At 64.0% G+C, this 16,850-nt stretch carries 18 protein-coding genes; 11 read left to right on the top strand and 7 right to left on the bottom strand.

Annotated elements, in window-relative coordinates; all coding sequences use genetic code 11:
- Positions 1 to 40 precede the first annotated feature (40 nt).
- Positions 41 to 391: a hypothetical protein gene (locus MTX23_RS14780; RefSeq protein ID WP_280977389.1), complete on the top strand. Its 351-nt coding sequence runs from the start codon at positions 41 to 43 to the stop codon at positions 389 to 391.
- A gap of 151 nt (positions 392 to 542) precedes the next feature.
- On the opposite strand, the gene MTX23_RS14785 is transcribed toward MTX23_RS14780, so the two are convergent.
- Together MTX23_RS14785 and MTX23_RS14790 are read right to left on the bottom strand one after the other, a co-directional pair.
- A complete protein-coding gene (locus MTX23_RS14785; protein WP_280977390.1) occupies positions 543 to 1,106 on the bottom strand; it encodes a VOC family protein in 564 nt (187 codons plus the stop codon).
- Positions 1,107 to 1,854: 748 nt separating this feature from the next.
- Positions 1,855 to 2,205 (bottom strand): cupin domain-containing protein, encoded by a 351-nt coding sequence (locus MTX23_RS14790; protein WP_280977391.1) that lies wholly within the window; start codon positions 2,203 to 2,205, stop codon positions 1,855 to 1,857.
- A gap of 194 nt (positions 2,206 to 2,399) precedes the next feature.
- Between MTX23_RS14790 and MTX23_RS14795 the strand changes: the two genes are divergently transcribed.
- Positions 2,400 to 2,717 carry a hypothetical protein gene (locus MTX23_RS14795; protein WP_280977392.1) on the top strand — a complete coding sequence of 106 codons (318 nt, stop codon included), beginning with the start codon at positions 2,400 to 2,402 and terminating at the stop codon, positions 2,715 to 2,717.
- 94 nt (positions 2,718 to 2,811) lie between these two features.
- Here MTX23_RS14795 and MTX23_RS14800 read toward each other — a convergent pair whose 3' ends face one another.
- From MTX23_RS14800 to MTX23_RS14810, 3 genes are all read right to left on the bottom strand, one after another.
- Entirely contained in the window at positions 2,812 to 3,060 is a 249-nt protein-coding gene (locus MTX23_RS14800; RefSeq protein ID WP_280977393.1) for a hypothetical protein, read from the bottom strand.
- Positions 3,061 to 3,212: 152 nt separating this feature from the next.
- A complete protein-coding gene (locus MTX23_RS14805) occupies positions 3,213 to 4,220 on the bottom strand; it encodes an alpha/beta hydrolase (protein ID WP_280977394.1) in 1,008 nt (335 codons plus the stop codon).
- 68 nt (positions 4,221 to 4,288) lie between these two features.
- Positions 4,289 to 4,984, bottom strand: coding sequence for a metalloregulator ArsR/SmtB family transcription factor (locus MTX23_RS14810; RefSeq protein WP_280977395.1), 696 nt, complete (start codon positions 4,982 to 4,984; stop codon positions 4,289 to 4,291).
- A gap of 81 nt (positions 4,985 to 5,065) precedes the next feature.
- On the opposite strand from MTX23_RS14810, the gene MTX23_RS14815 reads away from it, so the two are divergent.
- From MTX23_RS14815 to MTX23_RS14825, 3 genes are all read left to right on the top strand, one after another.
- On the top strand, positions 5,066 to 5,374 hold the full coding sequence (locus tag MTX23_RS14815) for an NIPSNAP family protein (protein ID WP_280977396.1): 309 nt from the start codon (positions 5,066 to 5,068) through the stop codon (positions 5,372 to 5,374).
- Between the two features lie 31 nt (positions 5,375 to 5,405).
- Positions 5,406 to 5,756, top strand: a complete 351-nt coding sequence (locus MTX23_RS14820) for an antibiotic biosynthesis monooxygenase (protein ID WP_280977397.1) — start codon at positions 5,406 to 5,408, stop codon at positions 5,754 to 5,756.
- A 152-nt stretch (positions 5,757 to 5,908) separates the two neighbouring features.
- Complete coding sequence (locus MTX23_RS14825) at positions 5,909 to 6,721, top strand: isocitrate lyase/phosphoenolpyruvate mutase family protein (protein WP_280977398.1); 813 nt, start codon at positions 5,909 to 5,911, stop codon at positions 6,719 to 6,721.
- 65 nt (positions 6,722 to 6,786) lie between these two features.
- Here the strand turns inward: MTX23_RS14825 and MTX23_RS14830 are convergent, their stop codons facing one another.
- Positions 6,787 to 7,230, bottom strand: coding sequence for a hypothetical protein (locus MTX23_RS14830; protein WP_280977399.1), 444 nt, complete (start codon positions 7,228 to 7,230; stop codon positions 6,787 to 6,789).
- A gap of 147 nt (positions 7,231 to 7,377) precedes the next feature.
- Here MTX23_RS14830 and MTX23_RS14835 point away from each other — a divergent pair, with 147 nt between their 5' ends.
- Positions 7,378 to 8,019 (top strand): trimeric intracellular cation channel family protein, encoded by a 642-nt coding sequence (locus tag MTX23_RS14835; protein WP_280977400.1) that lies wholly within the window; start codon positions 7,378 to 7,380, stop codon positions 8,017 to 8,019.
- Between the two features lie 3 nt (positions 8,020 to 8,022).
- On the opposite strand, the gene MTX23_RS14840 is transcribed toward MTX23_RS14835, so the two are convergent.
- Entirely contained in the window at positions 8,023 to 9,249 is a 1,227-nt protein-coding gene (locus MTX23_RS14840; RefSeq protein ID WP_280977401.1) for a cytochrome c, read from the bottom strand.
- Positions 9,250 to 9,483: 234 nt separating this feature from the next.
- Between MTX23_RS14840 and MTX23_RS14845 the strand changes: the two genes are divergently transcribed.
- From MTX23_RS14845 to MTX23_RS14865, 5 genes are all read left to right on the top strand, one after another.
- Complete coding sequence (locus MTX23_RS14845) at positions 9,484 to 12,975, top strand: indolepyruvate ferredoxin oxidoreductase family protein (protein WP_280977402.1); 3,492 nt, start codon at positions 9,484 to 9,486, stop codon at positions 12,973 to 12,975.
- Positions 12,976 to 13,184: 209 nt separating this feature from the next.
- The gene (locus MTX23_RS14850) at positions 13,185 to 14,342 is read left to right on the top strand and encodes a thiolase domain-containing protein (protein WP_280977403.1); all 1,158 of its coding nucleotides are present in this window, start codon (positions 13,185 to 13,187) and stop codon (positions 14,340 to 14,342) included.
- A complete protein-coding gene (locus tag MTX23_RS14855) occupies positions 14,342 to 14,731 on the top strand; it encodes a Zn-ribbon domain-containing OB-fold protein (protein WP_280977404.1) in 390 nt (129 codons plus the stop codon). Before MTX23_RS14850 ends, MTX23_RS14855 begins: the two co-directional genes overlap by 1 nt.
- Before the next feature lie 200 nt (positions 14,732 to 14,931).
- Positions 14,932 to 15,792: a MaoC family dehydratase gene (locus tag MTX23_RS14860; protein ID WP_280977405.1), complete on the top strand. Its 861-nt coding sequence runs from the start codon at positions 14,932 to 14,934 to the stop codon at positions 15,790 to 15,792.
- Between the two features lie 128 nt (positions 15,793 to 15,920).
- On the top strand, positions 15,921 to 16,799 hold the full coding sequence (locus tag MTX23_RS14865; RefSeq protein WP_280977406.1) for an SDR family oxidoreductase: 879 nt from the start codon (positions 15,921 to 15,923) through the stop codon (positions 16,797 to 16,799).
- Positions 16,800 to 16,850 lie beyond the last annotated feature (51 nt).

Below are 16,850 nucleotides of genomic sequence, written 5' to 3' on the forward strand. Positions count from 1 at the left end.
CGGCTTACGGCTTCGCCTAAGCCGCCCTACGAGCTTGAACATGACCACCGAAGACGAACCGACCGACGAGATTTCAGAGCTCGAAGAGCGGATCGAGGATCTTGCCGAGATCGCCGAACGATGCCGGCGGATCATTTTGGGTTCGAAAGTGGCGATCGCGGGCGGGTTCGTGTTGCTGGTCGTCGCGCTACTGGGGCTGCTTGGCGACAGCCCGGCCGCCGCACTCGGATCGATTGCGCTGGTGCTCGGCGGCATCGTGTCGCTTGGATCGAATGTCAGCACGTTGCGACAGACGGAAGGCGCGATCAGCTCAGCCGAGGCACGCCGTGCGCGCCTGATCGGCGGCATCGATCTGCGCGTGGTTCACGATGCGCCGCTGAAGCTGATGTGATGTGCGGACTTGCGCGGAAGCGTAGCCCGGATGAGCGCAGCGACATCCGGGGGGCGCTCGATCAGCGCAGCACCACTCACCCGCATATCGCTCCGCTCATGCGGGCTACGCGGCTGATAATATCCACCCCTGCGACCGCCCACGCCTTCGCCTAGGCCGCCTTGTGTTGCTGCTTCATGAAGTTTGCTGCGCGCTTCTTGAGTTCGGCCGGAGGAACGTCCTCGATGTGCGTGCCGATGTGCCAGTGGTTGCCGGCCGGGTCCTTCACGCCGCCGCTGCGGTCCCCATAGAACTGGTCCGCGGGTTCCATCAACGACGTGGCGCCGGCCTTGAGCGCCATCTGATAGACCGCATCGACGTTGGGCACGTAGAGATACAGCATGGTGGACGTAGCCTGTGCACGCTCCGAGGAGTCTGCAATCATCACGATGGAGTTTCCTATCTTGAACTCCGCATGCATGATCTTGCCATCGGGGCGCATCATCGGCTCGAATACCGGTTGGGCTCCGAACGCCTCTTTCATGAAGCTGATGATTTTGTCCGCGCCATCGACGACGAGGTAGGGCGTGACGGTGTGGAATCCCTCGGGAACCGGCTTTACCTGTGTTGCCATGGTTGTCTCCTCTGGTTGCTTGATCCACGCAAGTCGACCCAGCCCGCCTTCTTCTTTTGGTTGGATTGTCCATCCGGTCTTTGAACAAAGTATGACGGCCATGGTGCCGCGCTGGACGGATTGACCAGGGGCGTGTCGATGGGCGAAGCGCGGGATCGCCTGCGACAAATCAACCCGACGGGCAAAATTCCGCTTCCGTCGTCGGGCAACTCAGCATTAGGACTCCGCGCGTCTCACCCGATGAGGGGCGGATCGCGATCGTCACGAACGCGGTGTGGGATGCGGTGGCCGCGGAGTGCGCGACTGACGAGTGCGCATGAGGCGGACGGCGAAATCGTGCAGGCCTGACGCCCTAGTGGCAGGTGTCTCCTCGCAAGATGCGGAACGCATCTTTGCGAAGACGGTGACAACCAAGCCCAGTCTCGCCGGGGCGAGCACGTATAAGCCGTAAAGCCATCGCGCAGGGAAAGCCGGGATTGTTCCGGTTACACCTGTGGTCCTACCTCCCGTGCTTTCCATTTGCACGGGACCCATGGGTGCGATCGGCGCCCGGCTTTCCCTGCGCCCTCTGATCGAAAAGGGCGAAACGAAGAAGCAAAGCTCGGACAAATCATGTCGCGAGAACGCGAAGTCATATCTCAACGACTGTCATCGCCCGCGAAAGCGGGCGATCCAGTATTCCAGAGGCAGCAGTGATTGATCCGAGAGGCCGCAGCGTACTGGATACCCCGCATGCGCGGGGTATGACGGCGGGGCGAAGCGATGGATTGCTTCCGCCTTCGCCGAGGCTTCGGCGGACAAGTCGTCGCGGTCGCTCCTCGCAATGACGATGGGGATGCAGCGCGCGAACCTAGCTCGTCGCCAGCGGCACGTAATCGTATTCGCCGACGCCTTGCAGGATCAGGAAGGTGAGCGACGTGGTGCCGGCATTGGTCACGAGGTGAGGGCGGGTCGGCCTGACGGCATAGACCTCGCCGGGCTTCAAATTCACTTCCTCCTTGGGCTCCTGCAGGAACAGCCGCATCTGGCCTTCCAGAATGTAGAACGTGTCGGAGATATTGCTGTGGCTGTGCCACGGCACCTTCTGCGTCGGCGAGAGTTGCAACTCAGTGATGCGAAAGCCGGGACGAGCGGCGTGCTGGGCGCGGCGCTCGACTTCGTAGAGATGGCTGGCATCCTTGACCGGGTGTCCTTGCTTCATGGCGGCCTCCCTGAGATTTTCCTGGGTCCCGTCTGGCGGGAAGCAAGGATGCTAATCCTGTTGCGCCGCGCACGGAACGGTCAGATCGGACATGACGGGTCAGCGTCAGCGTAACCCGCCATATTAGGAACGTTACGCGGCGGGTCACGGCTTCGCACAACCCGCCCTACGAGAACAAATTGCGGAGGAGCCCAATGCCTGCTGCCTATTTCGTCGTCCGCGCCACCGTCACCGATGCCGCCAGGCGACCAGCCTTCGATGCGTGGTACTCGCGCGAGCATCTGCCTGACGCGATGAAATCGTTCGGCGCGCAGCGCGCGTGGCGATGCTGGAGCCTGAGCGATCCGTCGCTGCATCAGGCGACGTATCAGTTCGCCGACCAGGCGGCGCTCGAGCGCGCGGTCAACAGCGATCACATGAAGCGGCTGGTCGCCGATTTCAATCGCGACTGGCCGGACGTGACGCGCACGCGCGATCTGTTGCTGCTCGCCGAAGAGGCGATGGCGACATGATGGTTGTGTGACGTGATGCTGCGGTCGAAAGACAAGCATCGCAAAAGAAAAACCCCGCACGAGGCGGGGTCTTGTTGATCGTATCGTGCCGCGGTCAGATCGGGCGGCAGCGGCCGTAGCGCCAGGCGAAGCCCCGTGGGCAAATGCGCCCGCGCGGCGCCACCACAACTGGCGGCCGAACAACGACTGGGCCCGGAGCGACCACGACGGGGCCGCGGTTCCTGACGCAGCCGCCATAGGGACCGCGATGCCAGCCCGGGCCGCAACCGCCTGCGGCTTCAGCGGCGCTCATTCCGGCGAACGCGGTCGTGACCAAAATTGCTGCTGCAAAAAGGTATTTCATGTCTTCTCCTTCCATGTGGGCCGCGCTGCGGCACCGCAACAAGCATTCACTCCCGATTCGCCCGGCCGGATCATTGCAGAAGCCATGCCCACTGTCGCCGACCATAACGTCTCGGGCTGAATGCGACATGAACATTGCAGCTTGAGGCTGCGTCAGTGCGCCGCAAGGAAACCCAGCAACAATTCGTCATACTTCGCGGGCGCTTCGAGGAACACCAGATGTCCGGTGTTCGGAATAACCTCGGCGCGCGCGTTTTGCATCTTCGCCGCCAGCTCCTTGGCGAGATCGGCGTTGTGTCCCATCTTCGGCCGCAGCGCTTCCGGTGCGTTCGGCCGGCCCGGTGCGTTGTGATCGTCGGCGCCCATGATGAACAGCGTCGGCTGCGAAACAAGCGGGATCTCGTGCACGACGGGCTCGCGATAGATCATCTGGGCGGAGGCGACAAAGGCGTGCAGCCAGCGCGGATATTCGGCGCTGCCCTTGATGTTGAAGCGCGCGTCGATGAATGGCGTCACCTGGTCCGGCGGCAGCTTCAGCGCATAATTGGTCTCGAGCCGCTTGCGATAGCCGTCCGCGGTCAGCTTGTCCTCGTGCTCGAGAAGCTTCTCGGTCGGCGTCGGCGGCAGATAGAGGCGGTAGTCTTCCAGTCCGATCGGCGCGGTCAGCACCAGATGATTGACGCGATCGGGATAGGCGCGGGCGATGCGCACCGCCACCATGCCACCCATCGAATGCGCGACGACGTCGGCCTTCGGGATCTGCAGATGACTGAGCAGCGCAATCGTGTTGCGCGCGAGATTGTCGAAATGCAGATCGCCCTGCGGCTTCGACGATTTGCCGAAGCCGACCTGGTCCGGCACCACGACGCGATAGCCGGCATCGGTCAGCGTCTTGATGACGGGCGCCCAGTAGCTCGAGGGGAAGTTGCGGCCGTGCAGCAGCACCACGGCGCGTCCGTTCGGCTGCGCGGGTGCGACGTCCATATAGGCCATCCGCAGCTGCTCGCCGTCATTGACCAGCGGCAGCATGTGGACGGGGTAGGGATAGGGGAAGCCTTCGAGCCCGATGCCATAGGGTTCGCGCTCGGCGGCGGAGGCGTGCGCAAGGGGCAAAGCGAGCAGGGCGCCGAACAGCGCCGCAGCGAAGGAACGACGGTTCATTAAAGGCTCCGGAAAGCGATGTCACGCGTTCGTGCAGGCCAGCCTGGCGCTGGATCGAACGCGCGCCGTTATTCGCCCGCCCCGAACAGCGCTGCAAATCGCTTTTCGCCGTTTCGCGAAAAATTGACCACGCGGCTGCCCGGCGTGGCATCGCGCGCGGCCCATTTCAGTTCGGTGAAACGGTCCATCATGGCTGCGCCCAGGGTGCCCGCGAGATGATGCCGCCGCTCGCTCCAGTCGAGGCAGGCCTTGCACACGGGACGGCGCGGATGCGTCAGCGCGTCGGCGTCGATCTGCAGCTCCTCGGCCATGAAGCGCTTGCCCTCGCTGGTGAGTTCGATCGCCTGCTTGGTCTGACGGATCAGCTTCTGCCGCTTCATGCTGTCGAGCATCTGCACGCCGAGATCGCCCGCGAGATGGTCGTAGCAGATGCGCGCGCGGCGCAGCGCCGGATCCTTCGGCCCGGTGCGCACGCGCATGTGGCCGGCGCGGGCCGCGATGCCCTGCAGGCCTTCAAGCACATCGGCGACGTCAGGGTCGGTGAGGCGGTAGTAGCGGTGACGGCCCTGCTTTTCCGGCTCGATCAGCCCGCCGGCCTCGAGCTTCGCCAGATGCGAACTCGCCGTCTGCGGCGTGATGCCGGCCTCCTGCGCAAGCTCGCTCGCGGTCAACGCGCGGCCGGTCATCAGCGCGGTGAGCATGTTGCAGCGCGCGGGATCGCCGACGAGGGCGGCGATCCTCGAGATGTCGGGTCCTGCCTTCATAGTTCGATGTTAGCCGAAGCATCGACGTCGGGCAAGCGGCTAGTGTCCTCGCAATGATCGGGAACATCAGGAGGCCATCACATGACCGTCACCGTCTTCATCCGCTACCAGCTCGATCCGTTCAAGCGGGCGATGTTCGAGGAGTATTCGCGGAACTGGCTCTCGATCATCCCGCGCTGCGGTGGCGATCTGATCGGCTACTGGATGCCGCACGAGGGCACCAACAACATCGCATTCGCGCTGATCTCGTTCGAGAATCTCGCCGCCTATGAGGCCTATCGGGCGCGGCTGCGCACCGACAAGGAGGGGGTGGCGAACTTCAACTTCGCGGAAGAAAACAGGTTCATCCTGGCGGAGGAGCGGACCTTTCTGCGGAAGGTCGCGCTATAGTGCGCCCATCACAATAACAGCGGAGCCACCCATGATCGCCGTGATCTTTGAAGTCTGGCCGAAGCCCGAGCACCGGCAGCAATATTTCGACCTGGCCGCCGAACTTAAGCCGATCCTGCAGGAGATCGACGGCTTCATCTCGGTGGAGCGGTTCGAGAGCATCACCGAGAAGGGCAAGTTCGTGTCGCTGTCGTTCTTCCGCGACGAGGCCGCGGTCAAGGCTTGGCGCAACACGGTCGAGCATCGCCGGACCCAGGCCAAGGGCCGCGCCCGCATCTTCGAGAATTATCGCCTGCGCGTCGCCAGCGTGATCAGGGACTACGGCATGAACGAGCGCGAGCAGGCGCCGAAGGACAGCCGCGCGGTCCACGAGGCACGCTAGAGCGCCGTCAGGCGAGGTGCGTGCGGTTTGCGAAGACGATGCACTACAACACATCGAGAGCTTCGATATTCGCTCAACCAGAACCGAAGCTCTGGCACGCAGAAGCGCGCGTGCCTATCTCTGCGCGGCCAACCAGGCTCAGGGAGAATACCATGCTGACAACTGCTGACAAACGCGCCGCCTTCAAGAAGCTGCATGAGAGCGGATGCTTCATCATTCCGAATCCGTTCGATGTCGGCAGCGCCAAGGCATTGCAGCATCTCGGCTTCAAGGCGCTGGCCTCGACCAGTGCCGGCTTTGCCTGGACCATCGGCAAGGCCGACAACCGCGTCACCGTCGATGACGTCTGCAACCATCTGACCGCGGTGTGCGCGGCTGTCGATATTCCCGTCAATGCGGACTATGAGGGCGGCTTTGCCGTCGAGCCCGACAAGGTCGCGGTCAACGTCGCGCGTGGCGTGAAGACCGGCGTCGCCGGGCTGTCGATCGAGGACTCCACGGGAGACGCAACCAAGCCGTTGTTCGACTTTGAGCTCGCGGTGGAGCGCATCAAGGCGGCGCGCAAGGCGATCGATGCCGACAACAGCGGCGTCCTGCTCACCGGGCGCTGCGAGGCGTTCCTGTGGGGCCAGCCGGACCTCAAGCTGGTGATCGAGCGCTTGCAGGCCTATTCGGCCGCCGGGGCCGACGTTCTCTATGCGCCGGGCATCAAGACCAAGGACGAGATTGCGGCCGTCGTGAAGGCGGTGGCGCCGAAGCCGGTCAATCTCCTGATCGGCGCGCCGGGCCTGTCGTTGCAGGAAGCCGGCGATCTCGGTGTGCGCCGGGTCAGCGTCGGAGGCTCGCTGGCGCGGATGGCCTGGGCCGGCGTGATGAAGGCAGCAAAGGAGATGGCCGAGAAGGGCACCTTCACTGAGTTCGCCAACGGCTATCCCGGCGGCGAGCTGAACAAGATGTTCAAGTAATCAGGTGTAAAAAGGCAGCGGACCGATGGGGCCCGCTGCCGGGAGTTCGTTCGACGCCTCAGTCGTTATTTCGCATTACCGGCCGGCGGCGCAGCGGGCTTGCTCGTGTCGGACTTGTTCATGTCAGACGGATTGGCGCCAGACGGCGGGGCTGCAGGCTGCGCCGGCGCCGCACCTGTGGTCATGCCGGGCTGGCTGTTCGGCTTCGGCGTCACGTCACGCATGCCCGGAGGCGCCGCGGCCGGGTTGGCCTGGTTCTGTTGCGCGGTCTGCGCGGGCGGCGTCGTGCCTGCCTGGTTCACCGATGTGTTGTTCAGTCCATAGAACAGCGCGCCCAGCACCACCGCGACCGCGACTGCGAACATCGCGATCTTGGTGCCGCTGACCGGACCTTCTCCGAGTTCCGGATCCGGCTGCAGCTCGTTATCCAAACTGTTGAAGCGCGCCTGGCGGTGGAGTTCCTCATCGGTCGGGTTGGCGCGACGCGGATCGTTGGGATCGTAGGTCATTAATTGTTCCTCCGTTAGCACCCCAAAAACTCAACGCACGGGACAATGGCTGGCGCTTGAGGATGTTCCGCGTCAATGTTGCAACCTGTTCATGACGGAACCGCCGATTCCCGGTTCCTGACGCCTGTTTCATGAGGTTTCTTCCCGATGTGGACCTTGCCGCCCACCGATTCGGTGCTGCATGTGCTCTCGTTCATCGCGGTCGCGGCGCAGTCGATGACGGCGGCGCTCGCCGCCGGCAAGCGCAGCATGGATTGGGCCGGCGTTTGCATGCTCGGCGCGATCACCGCGCTTGGCGGCGGCACCATCCGTGACGTGCTGCTCGGCCATTACCCGCTGCTCTGGGTCGCGCATCCGATCTATTTTGGGATCGCGGCGGTTGCGGCGCTCGTCACCATCCTGCTGGCGCGGCTGGTGCACCGGCTCAACCTCGCATTCCTCGTGCTCGATGCGATCGGGCTCGTGGTCTTCACAATGGCCGGTTGCGACGTGGCGTGGCAGGTCGACGCCTCGCTGCCGATCGTGATCGTCTCGGGCATGATCACGGGCTGTGCCGGCGGCGTGCTGCGCGACATCCTCTGCAACGAGGTGCCGCTGTTGTTTCGCAGCGAGCTCTACGCCAGCGTCTCTGTCGTCACCGGCCTGTTCTACGCGACCGCGTTCGGCCTGGAGCTGAACGACCAGCTCTGGACCCTGCTGACATTCGCGCTTGGCCTCACGCTGCGCCTGCTGGCGATCCGCTACAAATGGGAGATGCCGAAATTCGTGTTCAATGGCGAGGAGCGGTGAACGCTACTTCACCTGCCGCGCCTTCGCGACCTCGTCCGCCGTCACGGCTGGCGCCGCATTACCCCAGGAATTGCGGATGTAGGTCGAGACATCCGCGATCTGCTGGTCCGTCAGCTTCGGATAGGATGGCATCGAGCCGGCGTTCGGCGCTCGCGGCGTGGTCACGGTCTGCGCGCCATCTAGGATGATGCGCAGCGTGCTCGCAGGATTTGCCGATTGCAGATTGGCGTTGCCGGGCAGCGGCGGGTAGATCCGCGGTGAGCCCGAACCATCGAGTTCGTGGCAGGAGACGCAGGCGCCGCGGTAGATCTGCTCGCCGTCGCTCATTTGCGCCGGCGAGGGCGGGGGGACCTCGGGCTCCGGCGCGCCGGCAGGCAGGCTCTTCAGGTAGACCGCGATCGCGTGCACATCGGCGTCGCTCATCTTCGAAGTCGAGTTGACGACCACCTCCGACATCGGCTGGCCGGCATGGCTGCGCCCGTTGCGGCCGCTCTGCAGATATTCGACGATGTCGTCGACGCTCCAGGACTTCAGCCCGCTGCGATCGGCCCCATCGAGCCTTGGCGCGAACATGCCCTGGACCATGCTGCCGCCGAACGCGTGGTCGCGCCGGTCGGCGCCGAAGACGTTCTTCGGCGTGTGGCAGGCGCCGCAATGGGCGAGGCCCTCGACGAGATAGCGCCCGCGATTCCATTCAGCGCTCTTGCCCTGGTCCGGCTGGATGATGCCAGACGTGAAGAACAGGTAATCCCAGGGCCGCATCAACACGCGGTAGTTGAGCGGCCAGCGCAGCTCAGGCGGCGGCGCCTTGTTGGCGACAGACGGAAGCGTCGCGAGATAGGCGCGGATCGCGAGGATGTCGTCGCGGATCAGCCTAGTGAAATAGGGGTAGGGGAAGGCGGGGTAATAATGCGTGCCGTCCGGTGCGACGCCGGTGCGCAGCGCACGCAGGAAGTCGTCGTCGCTCCAGGCTCCGATGCCGGTATCGCGGTCGGGCGTCAGGTTCGGCGAGAACACGGCGCCGAAGGGCGTGTCGATCCGCTTGCCGCCGGCAAAGGGCTTTGCCGGGTCGGCGGTATGGCAGCTCGCGCAATCGCCGGCGATCGTCAGCGCCTTGCCGCGGGCAGCCATGTCGTCGGATGGCTCGGCCGCACATTCGCGCGCCGCGAATGCACCGCACAACAGCACGGCCACCAGAATCGCACCCGTCGCTCGACGTCGCCGCCCCATCCTTGCACCGTCCGGTCCACAAGCCGCGTTACGCCATTTCGCCGCAGGCCCGCCTTGCGACAGAAACCGAAACGGCGCTCGGATATTCCCGGCACGAAATTGCGATTTTTGAATGCCGGGCTTCCTTGCTCAGAATTGTGCTGCGCGCTGCGAAAAATCCGACATAGACTGGTTCTAACCAGCTCGGATGACTAGCTAAAAACCGGTCGTCGCGACCAACGAAAAGAGGGCTAAATGGGAATCAACCAAGGGCCTATCAGTCTCGACCAGAAATACACCCAAGACACTGGCCACGTCTTCCTGACAGGCATCCAGGCGCTGGTCCGCCTGCCCATGGCGCAGATCAGGCGCGATCGCGCCGCCGGCCTCAACACGGCAGGTTTCATTTCCGGCTATCGCGGGTCTCCCCTCGGCGGCTACGACCAGCAGCTGTTCGCCGCCCGCAAGCACCTCGAGCAATACAACATCAAGTTCCAGCCTGGCGTGAACGAGGACTTAGCTGCCACCGCAATCTGGGGCTCGCAGCAGCTCGGGCTTTCGCCGGGTGCCAAGTATGACGGAGCCATCGGCATCTGGTACGGCAAGGGCCCCGGCGTCGATCGCTGTGGCGACGTGTTCCGACACGGCAATGCCGCCGGCTCGGCCAAGCATGGCGGGGTGCTCTGCCTTGCCGGCGACGACCACGGCGCAAAGTCCTCCACCGTCCCGCATCAGTCCGACCACGCCTTCATCTCCGCGCTGATGCCCTACCTCTACCCCTCCAGCATCCATGAGATGATCGAGATGGGCCTGCTGGGTATCGCGATGTCGCGTTACTCCGGCTGCTGGGTCGGCATGAAGGTGATCACCGAGACGGTCGAGACCACGGCTGAGATCGACCTCACCGACGAGATGACGCCGTTCGTGATTCCGACCGATTTCGAGCTGCCGCCGGGCGGCTTGAACATCCGCTGGCCGGACGACCGTTTCGAGCAGGACCGTCGGCTGCAGGACTACAAGGGCTTTGCCGCGATCGCCTTTGCCCGCGCCAACAAGGTCAACCGCGTCACCATGGATTCGCCGAACGCGCGCTACGGCATCATGGCCTCGGGCAAGAGCTACGAGGACATTCGCCAGGCGCTGCGCGAGCTCGGCATCACGCCTGACATCGCCGCCAAGATCGGCATCCGCCTTTACAAGATCGGCATGCCCTGGCCGCTGGAGCCGGAAGGCGTGCGTAACTTCGCGGTCGGCCTCGAAGAGATCTTCATCGTCGAGGAACGTCGCGAGATCGTCGAGAACCAGGTCAAGCAGGAGCTGTTCAACTGGCGCGACGACGTCCGCCCGCGCATCGTCGGCAAGATGGACGATCACGACAAGCGCTTCCTCACCTTCGCCGCCGAGCTAAGCGTCGCCTCATTGGCGAGCTCGCTCACTGAGCGACTTCTTCGACTTAATCTCAATCCTGAAATCGCCGAGATGCTGCGCGCCAAGGCCGACTGGTTCAACGGCCGCCAGTCGACGCAGATGCAGGCGACATCCCCGGTCACCCGCGTGCCGTACTTCTGCTCGGGCTGCCCGCACAACACCTCGACCAAGGTGCCGGAAGGCAGCCGCGCGCTCGCCGGCATCGGCTGCCATTTCATGGCGCTTTGGATGAACCGCTCCACCGAGACCTTCACCCATATGGGCGGCGAGGGCGTGCCGTGGGTCGGCATCGCGCCGTTCACCAACGAAAACCATATCTTCGCCAATCTCGGCGACGGTACCTATTTTCATTCAGGCATTCTTGCGATCCGCCAGGCGATCGCCTCCAAGGCCAACATCACCTATAAGATCCTCTACAACGATGCCGTCGCGATGACCGGCGGCCAGCGCCACGACGGCGATCTGTCGCCGCAGCAGATCACCTTCCAGCTCCACGCCGAAGGCATCCGCGAGATCTATCTGGTCTCGGAAAATCCCGATGCCTATCCGGCCGATACGATCGCGCCCGGCGTCAAGCTGTACCATCGCGACGAGCTCGAAAACGTCATGAAGATGTGCCGCGAGTACAAGGGCACGTCGGCGATCGTGTTCGTGCAGACCTGCGCGGCCGAGAAGCGCCGCCGCCGCAAGCGCGGCCTGATGGAGGATCCGCCGCGCCGCGTGCTGATCAATCCGGCGGTCTGCGAAGGCTGCGGCGATTGTTCGGTGCAGTCGAACTGCATCTCGGTCGAGCCGCTGGAGACCGAGCTTGGGCGCAAGCGCACCATCAACCAGTCGACCTGCAACAAGGATTACTCCTGCGTGAAGGGCTTTTGCCCGTCCTTCGTCACGGTCGACGGCGGCAAGCTCAGGCGGCGCGCGCCGCCCGATCTCGGTACGATCGGCGATCTGCCTGAACCGGCGTCGAAGCCCGCACTGGACCGGCCGTACAACATCGCGGTCGGCGGCGTCGGCGGCACCGGCGTGCTGACGATCGGCGCGCTGCTCGGCATGGCCGCTCACATCGAGGGCAAGGCCAGCATGATCCTCGACATGTCCGGCCTCGCGCAGAAGGGCGGGGCGGTGCTGAGCCACGTCCGGCTCTCCGAGCACACTGCTGACGTGACCTGCTCGCGCATCGTGACCGGTAAGGCCGATCTCGTGCTGGCCGCTGACGAAGTGGTGGCGGCCTCGAAGGACACCATCACGCTGTGCGATGCGAGCCGTACCGTCGGCATCATCAATAGCCACGTGATCCCGACCGCGGATTTCATCTTGAACCGCGACTTCAATTTCCAGACCCGCAAGGTCAACAGCGTGCTGGAGACCGAGCTGCGCAAGGACTCCACCTTCTTCGACTTCACCAAGCCGGCCGAGGCGCTGCTCGGCGACAGCATCGCCACCAACATCATGATGCTGGGCTTCGCCTATCAGCGCGGCTTGCTGCCGCTGTCGGCCGCGGCGATCGAGAAGGCGATCGAGGTCAACGGCGTCTCGATCAAGATGAACACGCAGGCGTTCGAACTGGGGCGGCTCGCCGCCGCCGATCCGGCGCGTCTGGCCGCGATGCTGAAGGATCAGGACGACGTCGTTCCGCCGAAGACACTGGACGCGATGTCGCTCGATGAGATCGTCACCCACCGCATGACGCTGTTGACCGACTACCAGAGCTCGCGCCTGGCGAAGCGTTACCGCAAGCTGGTCGACCAGGTCCGTGAGGCCGCGACCAAGGGCGGCTTTGGCGAGGCGCTGCCGCGCGCGGTCGCAATCAACTACGCCAAGCTGCTTGCGTACAAGGACGAGTACGAAGTCGCCCGTCTGTTCACCGACGGCCATTTCGAGAAGCAGCTGCGCGACCAGTTCGAAGGCGAGTTCAAGTTCAGCTTCAATCTCGCGCCGCCGATCCTCGGCGGTGGTCTTGATGCGCAAGGCCGGCCGAAGAAGCGTGCGTTCGGCGCCTGGATGATGTCCGTTTTCAAGGTGCTGGCGAAATTCCGCTTCCTGCGCGGCACGCCGCTCGACATCTTCGGCTACAACGCCGACCGCAAGCTGGAGCGCGATCTGATCACGGGCTACGAGAAGGATGTCGCAACCGTGCTCAGCCTGCTATCGCCGCTCAATCACGACATCGCGGTTGAACTGCTGTCGCTGCCCGATCGCATCCGAGGCTACGGCCCGGTGAAGGAGAAGGCGATCGCGGAGGCAAAGGTTCGCTACGCGCAACTCGCCGCCGACCTCGCCAACCCGCCGTCGGCGCCGCGGCAGATGGCGGCGGAGTAGAGCACCTTGCGTAGGGTGGGTTAGCTCAGCGTAACCCACCATTCATTCATCGCTGCTTGCGGTGGTGGGTTACGTCTTCGGCCAATCCACCCTACGGTTTGTGAGCTCGTGGATGTAGTCTCGCCTGACGGAATATTTCCGCGCTTGCCAAGGTCGCGCGGGCAGTTCAGAAAACCGCTGACGGTTAAGAAACGCCAGCGGAGAACGATTTGACCATCAAGGGCAAAGCCTACATTGCCGGGATCTACGAACATCCCACCCGGCACGCACCCGACAAATCAACTGCACAGCTTCACGCCGAGGTCGCCAAGGGCGCGCTCGAGGACGCGGGGCTCACAAAGGACGATATCGACGGCTATTTTCTTGCCGGCGATGCGCCGGGCGGCCTGTGGCCCATGGTCGACTACCTCGGCCTCAATACGAAAAAGCTTCGCCATGTCGATTCCACCGAGACCGGTGGCTGTTCCTATCTGATCCATCTCGGCCACGCCGCCGAGGCGATCGCCGCCGGCAAGTGCTCGGTCGCGCTGGTCACGCTGGCGGGCAAGCCGCGCACCGGCCCGATGCCGCCGCGCGCCGCCGGCGCCGAGCTCGATTTTGAGTCCGCCTATGGGGCTACCACGCACAATGCGTACGGCATGTGTGCCATGCGCCACATGCACGACTACGGCACTACCTCCGAGCAACTCGCCTGGATCAAGGTCGCGGCCTCGCATCATGCGCAATACAACCCGCATGCGATGCTGAAGGAGGTCGTGACGGTCGAGGACGTCTTGAACTCGCCGATGATCTCCGACCCGCTGCACCGGATGGATTGCTGCGTCGTCACCGACGGCGGCGGCGCGATGATCGTCACCACGCCCGAGATCGCCAAGAGCCTGAAGAAGCCGCTGGTGCGGCTGATCGGCCATGGCGAGGCGATGAAGGGTCCGCGCGGCGGCAAGGATCTCGATCTGACGTACTCCGCCGGCGTGTGGTCGGGCCCGCGCGCCTTCGAAGAGGCGGGCGTGACGCCGAAGGACATCAAATACGCCTCGATCTACGACAGCTTCACCATCACGGTGCTGATGCAGCTCGAAGATCTCGGCTTCTGCAAGAAGGGCGAAGGCGGCAAGTTCGTCGCCGACGGCAATCTGATCTCGGGCGTCGGCAAGCTGCCGTTCAACACCGATGGCGGCGGCCTCTGCAGCAACCACCCCGTCAACCGCGGCGGCATGACCAAGATCCTCGAGGCTGTCCGTCAGCTGCGTGGCGAAGCGCATCCGAAGGTGCAGGTGAAGAACTGCGACCTAGCGATTGCCCACGGCACCGGCGGTCTGCTCGGCGTTCGCCACGCCGCCTCAACCTGCATTCTGGAGCGTGCGTGATGTCTGAAGCCAAGAAGTATAATGCCCCGGTGACTAACCCGGAGACCGCGCCGTTCTGGGAGGCGGCAAAGGCGGGCAAGTTCATGATCAAGCGCTGCAACACTTGCGGCGAAGCGCATTACTTCCCGCGTGCGATCTGCCCGTTCTGCTTCTCCGACAAGACGGTGTGGGAAGAGGCGAGCGGTGAGGCGACGGTCTACACCTACAGCCTGATGCGGAAGTCGCCGACCGGTCCCTATGCGATCGCCTATGTGACGCTGAAGGAAGGGCCGTCGCTGCAGACCAACATCGTCGATTGCGATCTGGAGAAAGTGAAGATCGGCCAGAAGGTGAAGGTGGTGTGGAAGCCGACCGACGGTGCGCCGCTGCCGTTCTTCACGCCGGCCTAAGAAGTACCTTCCCCCCTTGCGGGGGAAGGTGGCAGCCGCAGGCTGCCGGAAGAGGGGTTCTTTCAGCGGATACACTCTCTCTGTGGAAGCAACCCCTCTCCCAAGCGAGTTTGTGACTTGCGCCGGTGTGGCCCTCTCCCGCAAGGGGAGAGGGCGCTTCAACGAGCACCGTCGGAAAGAAGTTCGGGGAGAAAGCAACTATGCCGATCGTGTACGAACAGCTGATGGCCCTGAAAAATCTGGGCCAGAAATACAGCTACACTGACCGCGACGTGATGCTCTATGCCTACGGCATCGGCTTAGGGGCCGATCCGATGGACGAGCAGGAGCTCGCCTTCGTCAACGAGGGCACGCTGACGCCGCGTCCGCTCAAGGTGGTGCCGACCTTCGCATCGGTGGCCGCATGGGGCGCCGGGCCCGGCGAGATGAACCTCAACCGCGTGATGGTGGTCGACGGCGAGCGCGATATCACCTTCCACAAGCCGTTCGCGACAGCGGCCCACATCATCGCCGACTCGACCGTCCTCGACGTGTTCGACAAGGGCAAGGACAAGGGCGCGGTGATCCGCCACCAGACCGTGCTGAAGGACGAGAAGGGCGAGAAGCTTGCCACGCTGGTCGCGTCGCGTTTCGCCCGCGGCGACGGGGGCTTTGGCGGGCCGTCGGACGGCCAGCCCGAGCCGCACAAGGTGCCGGAGCGTGCGCCCGACAAGGTCGTCGACATCACGACGCGGCCGGACCAGGCGTTGATCTATCGTCTGTGCGGCGACCGCAATCCGCTGCACTCCGATCCCGAATTCGCCAAGAAGGCCGGCTTCCCGCGGCCGATCCTGCACGGCATGTGCACCTACGGCATCACCTGCCGGGGCGTGCTGCAGACCTATGCCGACTACGATCCGTCCGCCTTCAAGCAGCACGTGGCGCGGTTCTCCTCGCCGGTATTCCCCGGCGAGACCGTCACCATGGAGCTGTGGAAGGACGGCAACGTGGTCTCGTTCGAGGCCAAGGTGAAGTCGCGCGGCGTCACCGTGATCAGGAACGGCAAGACGGTGCTGGCTTAGCACTCCGTCATTCCGGGATGGTCCGAAGGACCAGACCCGGAATCTCGGGATTCTCAGGTGCGCAATTGCGCACCATAGTTCGCGCTGCGCGCGCCCCGGAATGACGGCAATTTGAGGGAGAAGAAACGATGGGATTACTCGACGGCAAGGTGGCGCTGATCACGGGCGCCGGCGGCGGACTTGGTGAAGCCTACGCAAAGCTGTTCGCGCGCGAGGGCGCGGCGGTGGTGGTCAACGATCTCGGGGGCCCGCGCGACGGCTCGGGCTCCGACAAGTCGATGGCGCAAAAGGTGGTTGACGCGATCAAGGCCGAGGGCGGCCGCGCGGTCGCCAACGGCGCCGACATTTCAACCATGGCCGGCGGCCAGTCGGTGTTCGACGACGCCATCAAGAATTTCGGCCGCGCCGACATCCTGGTCAACAATGCCGGCATCCTGCTCGACGAGACCTTCCACAAGGCGAAGGAAGCGAACTGGGACAAGGTGATGAAGGTGCATCTGAAGGGCACCTTCTGCTGCACCCAGCCGGTGTTCAAATGGATGCGCGACAATGGCGGCGGCGTCATCGTCAACACGTCGTCCACCTCGGGCCTGATCGGCAATTTCGGCCAGACCAATTACGGCGCGGCCAAGGGCGGCATCTGGGGCCTCTCCAACGTGCTGGCGATCGAGGGCCGCAAGTACAACATCCGGATCTGGACGCTGGCGCCGGGCGCCCTGACCCGTATGACCGCAGACTTGCCCCGCTACAAGGAGAACCCCGGTGCGGCGCTCGGTCCGGACGGCATCGCGCCGGCGGTGCTGTACATGGTCAGCGACTTGTCGGGCGACCAGACCGGCAAGGTGCTCGGCGTCTCGGGCCCGCGCGGCGTCCGCGAGATGCGGATGATGGAAATGGAGGGCTGGAAGCCGCCATTTACCGGCTGGAAGGCCGAGGACATCGTCACCCACGCCAAGGAGATCTTCTTCTCCGAGGAGCAGATCAAGATGGGCGCGCGGCGGTTCTGATGCTACCTGTCGTTCCGGGGCGTCCGAAGGACGAACCCCAATGCGCAATTG

This window comes from Bradyrhizobium sp. ISRA436, from assembly GCF_029910015.1.
In the GTDB taxonomy this organism is placed as follows: domain Bacteria; phylum Pseudomonadota; class Alphaproteobacteria; order Rhizobiales; family Xanthobacteraceae; genus Bradyrhizobium.

Bases quoted from the DNA above. Each gene is read 5' to 3' on its own strand.
- MTX23_RS14780 (WP_280977389.1), top strand. From the start codon at position 41: ATGACCACCGAAGACGAACCGACCGACGAGATTTCAGAGCTCGAAGAG.
- MTX23_RS14785 (WP_280977390.1), bottom strand. From the start codon at position 1,106: ATGGCCGTCATACTTTGTTCAAAGACCGGATGGACAATCCAACCAAAA.
- MTX23_RS14790 (WP_280977391.1), bottom strand. From the start codon at position 2,205: ATGAAGCAAGGACACCCGGTCAAGGATGCCAGCCATCTCTACGAAGTC.
- MTX23_RS14795 (WP_280977392.1), top strand. From the start codon at position 2,400: ATGCCTGCTGCCTATTTCGTCGTCCGCGCCACCGTCACCGATGCCGCC.
- MTX23_RS14800 (WP_280977393.1), bottom strand. From the start codon at position 3,060: ATGAAATACCTTTTTGCAGCAGCAATTTTGGTCACGACCGCGTTCGCC.
- MTX23_RS14805 (WP_280977394.1), bottom strand. From the start codon at position 4,220: ATGAACCGTCGTTCCTTCGCTGCGGCGCTGTTCGGCGCCCTGCTCGCT.
- MTX23_RS14810 (WP_280977395.1), bottom strand. From the start codon at position 4,984: ATGAAGGCAGGACCCGACATCTCGAGGATCGCCGCCCTCGTCGGCGAT.
- MTX23_RS14815 (WP_280977396.1), top strand. From the start codon at position 5,066: ATGACCGTCACCGTCTTCATCCGCTACCAGCTCGATCCGTTCAAGCGG.
- MTX23_RS14820 (WP_280977397.1), top strand. From the start codon at position 5,406: ATGATCGCCGTGATCTTTGAAGTCTGGCCGAAGCCCGAGCACCGGCAG.
- MTX23_RS14825 (WP_280977398.1), top strand. From the start codon at position 5,909: ATGCTGACAACTGCTGACAAACGCGCCGCCTTCAAGAAGCTGCATGAG.
- MTX23_RS14830 (WP_280977399.1), bottom strand. From the start codon at position 7,230: ATGACCTACGATCCCAACGATCCGCGTCGCGCCAACCCGACCGATGAG.
- MTX23_RS14835 (WP_280977400.1), top strand. From the start codon at position 7,378: ATGTGGACCTTGCCGCCCACCGATTCGGTGCTGCATGTGCTCTCGTTC.
- MTX23_RS14840 (WP_280977401.1), bottom strand. From the start codon at position 9,249: ATGGGGCGGCGACGTCGAGCGACGGGTGCGATTCTGGTGGCCGTGCTG.
- MTX23_RS14845 (WP_280977402.1), top strand. From the start codon at position 9,484: ATGGGAATCAACCAAGGGCCTATCAGTCTCGACCAGAAATACACCCAA.
- MTX23_RS14855 (WP_280977404.1), top strand. From the start codon at position 14,342: ATGTCTGAAGCCAAGAAGTATAATGCCCCGGTGACTAACCCGGAGACC.
- MTX23_RS14860 (WP_280977405.1), top strand. From the start codon at position 14,932: ATGCCGATCGTGTACGAACAGCTGATGGCCCTGAAAAATCTGGGCCAG.
- MTX23_RS14865 (WP_280977406.1), top strand. From the start codon at position 15,921: ATGGGATTACTCGACGGCAAGGTGGCGCTGATCACGGGCGCCGGCGGC.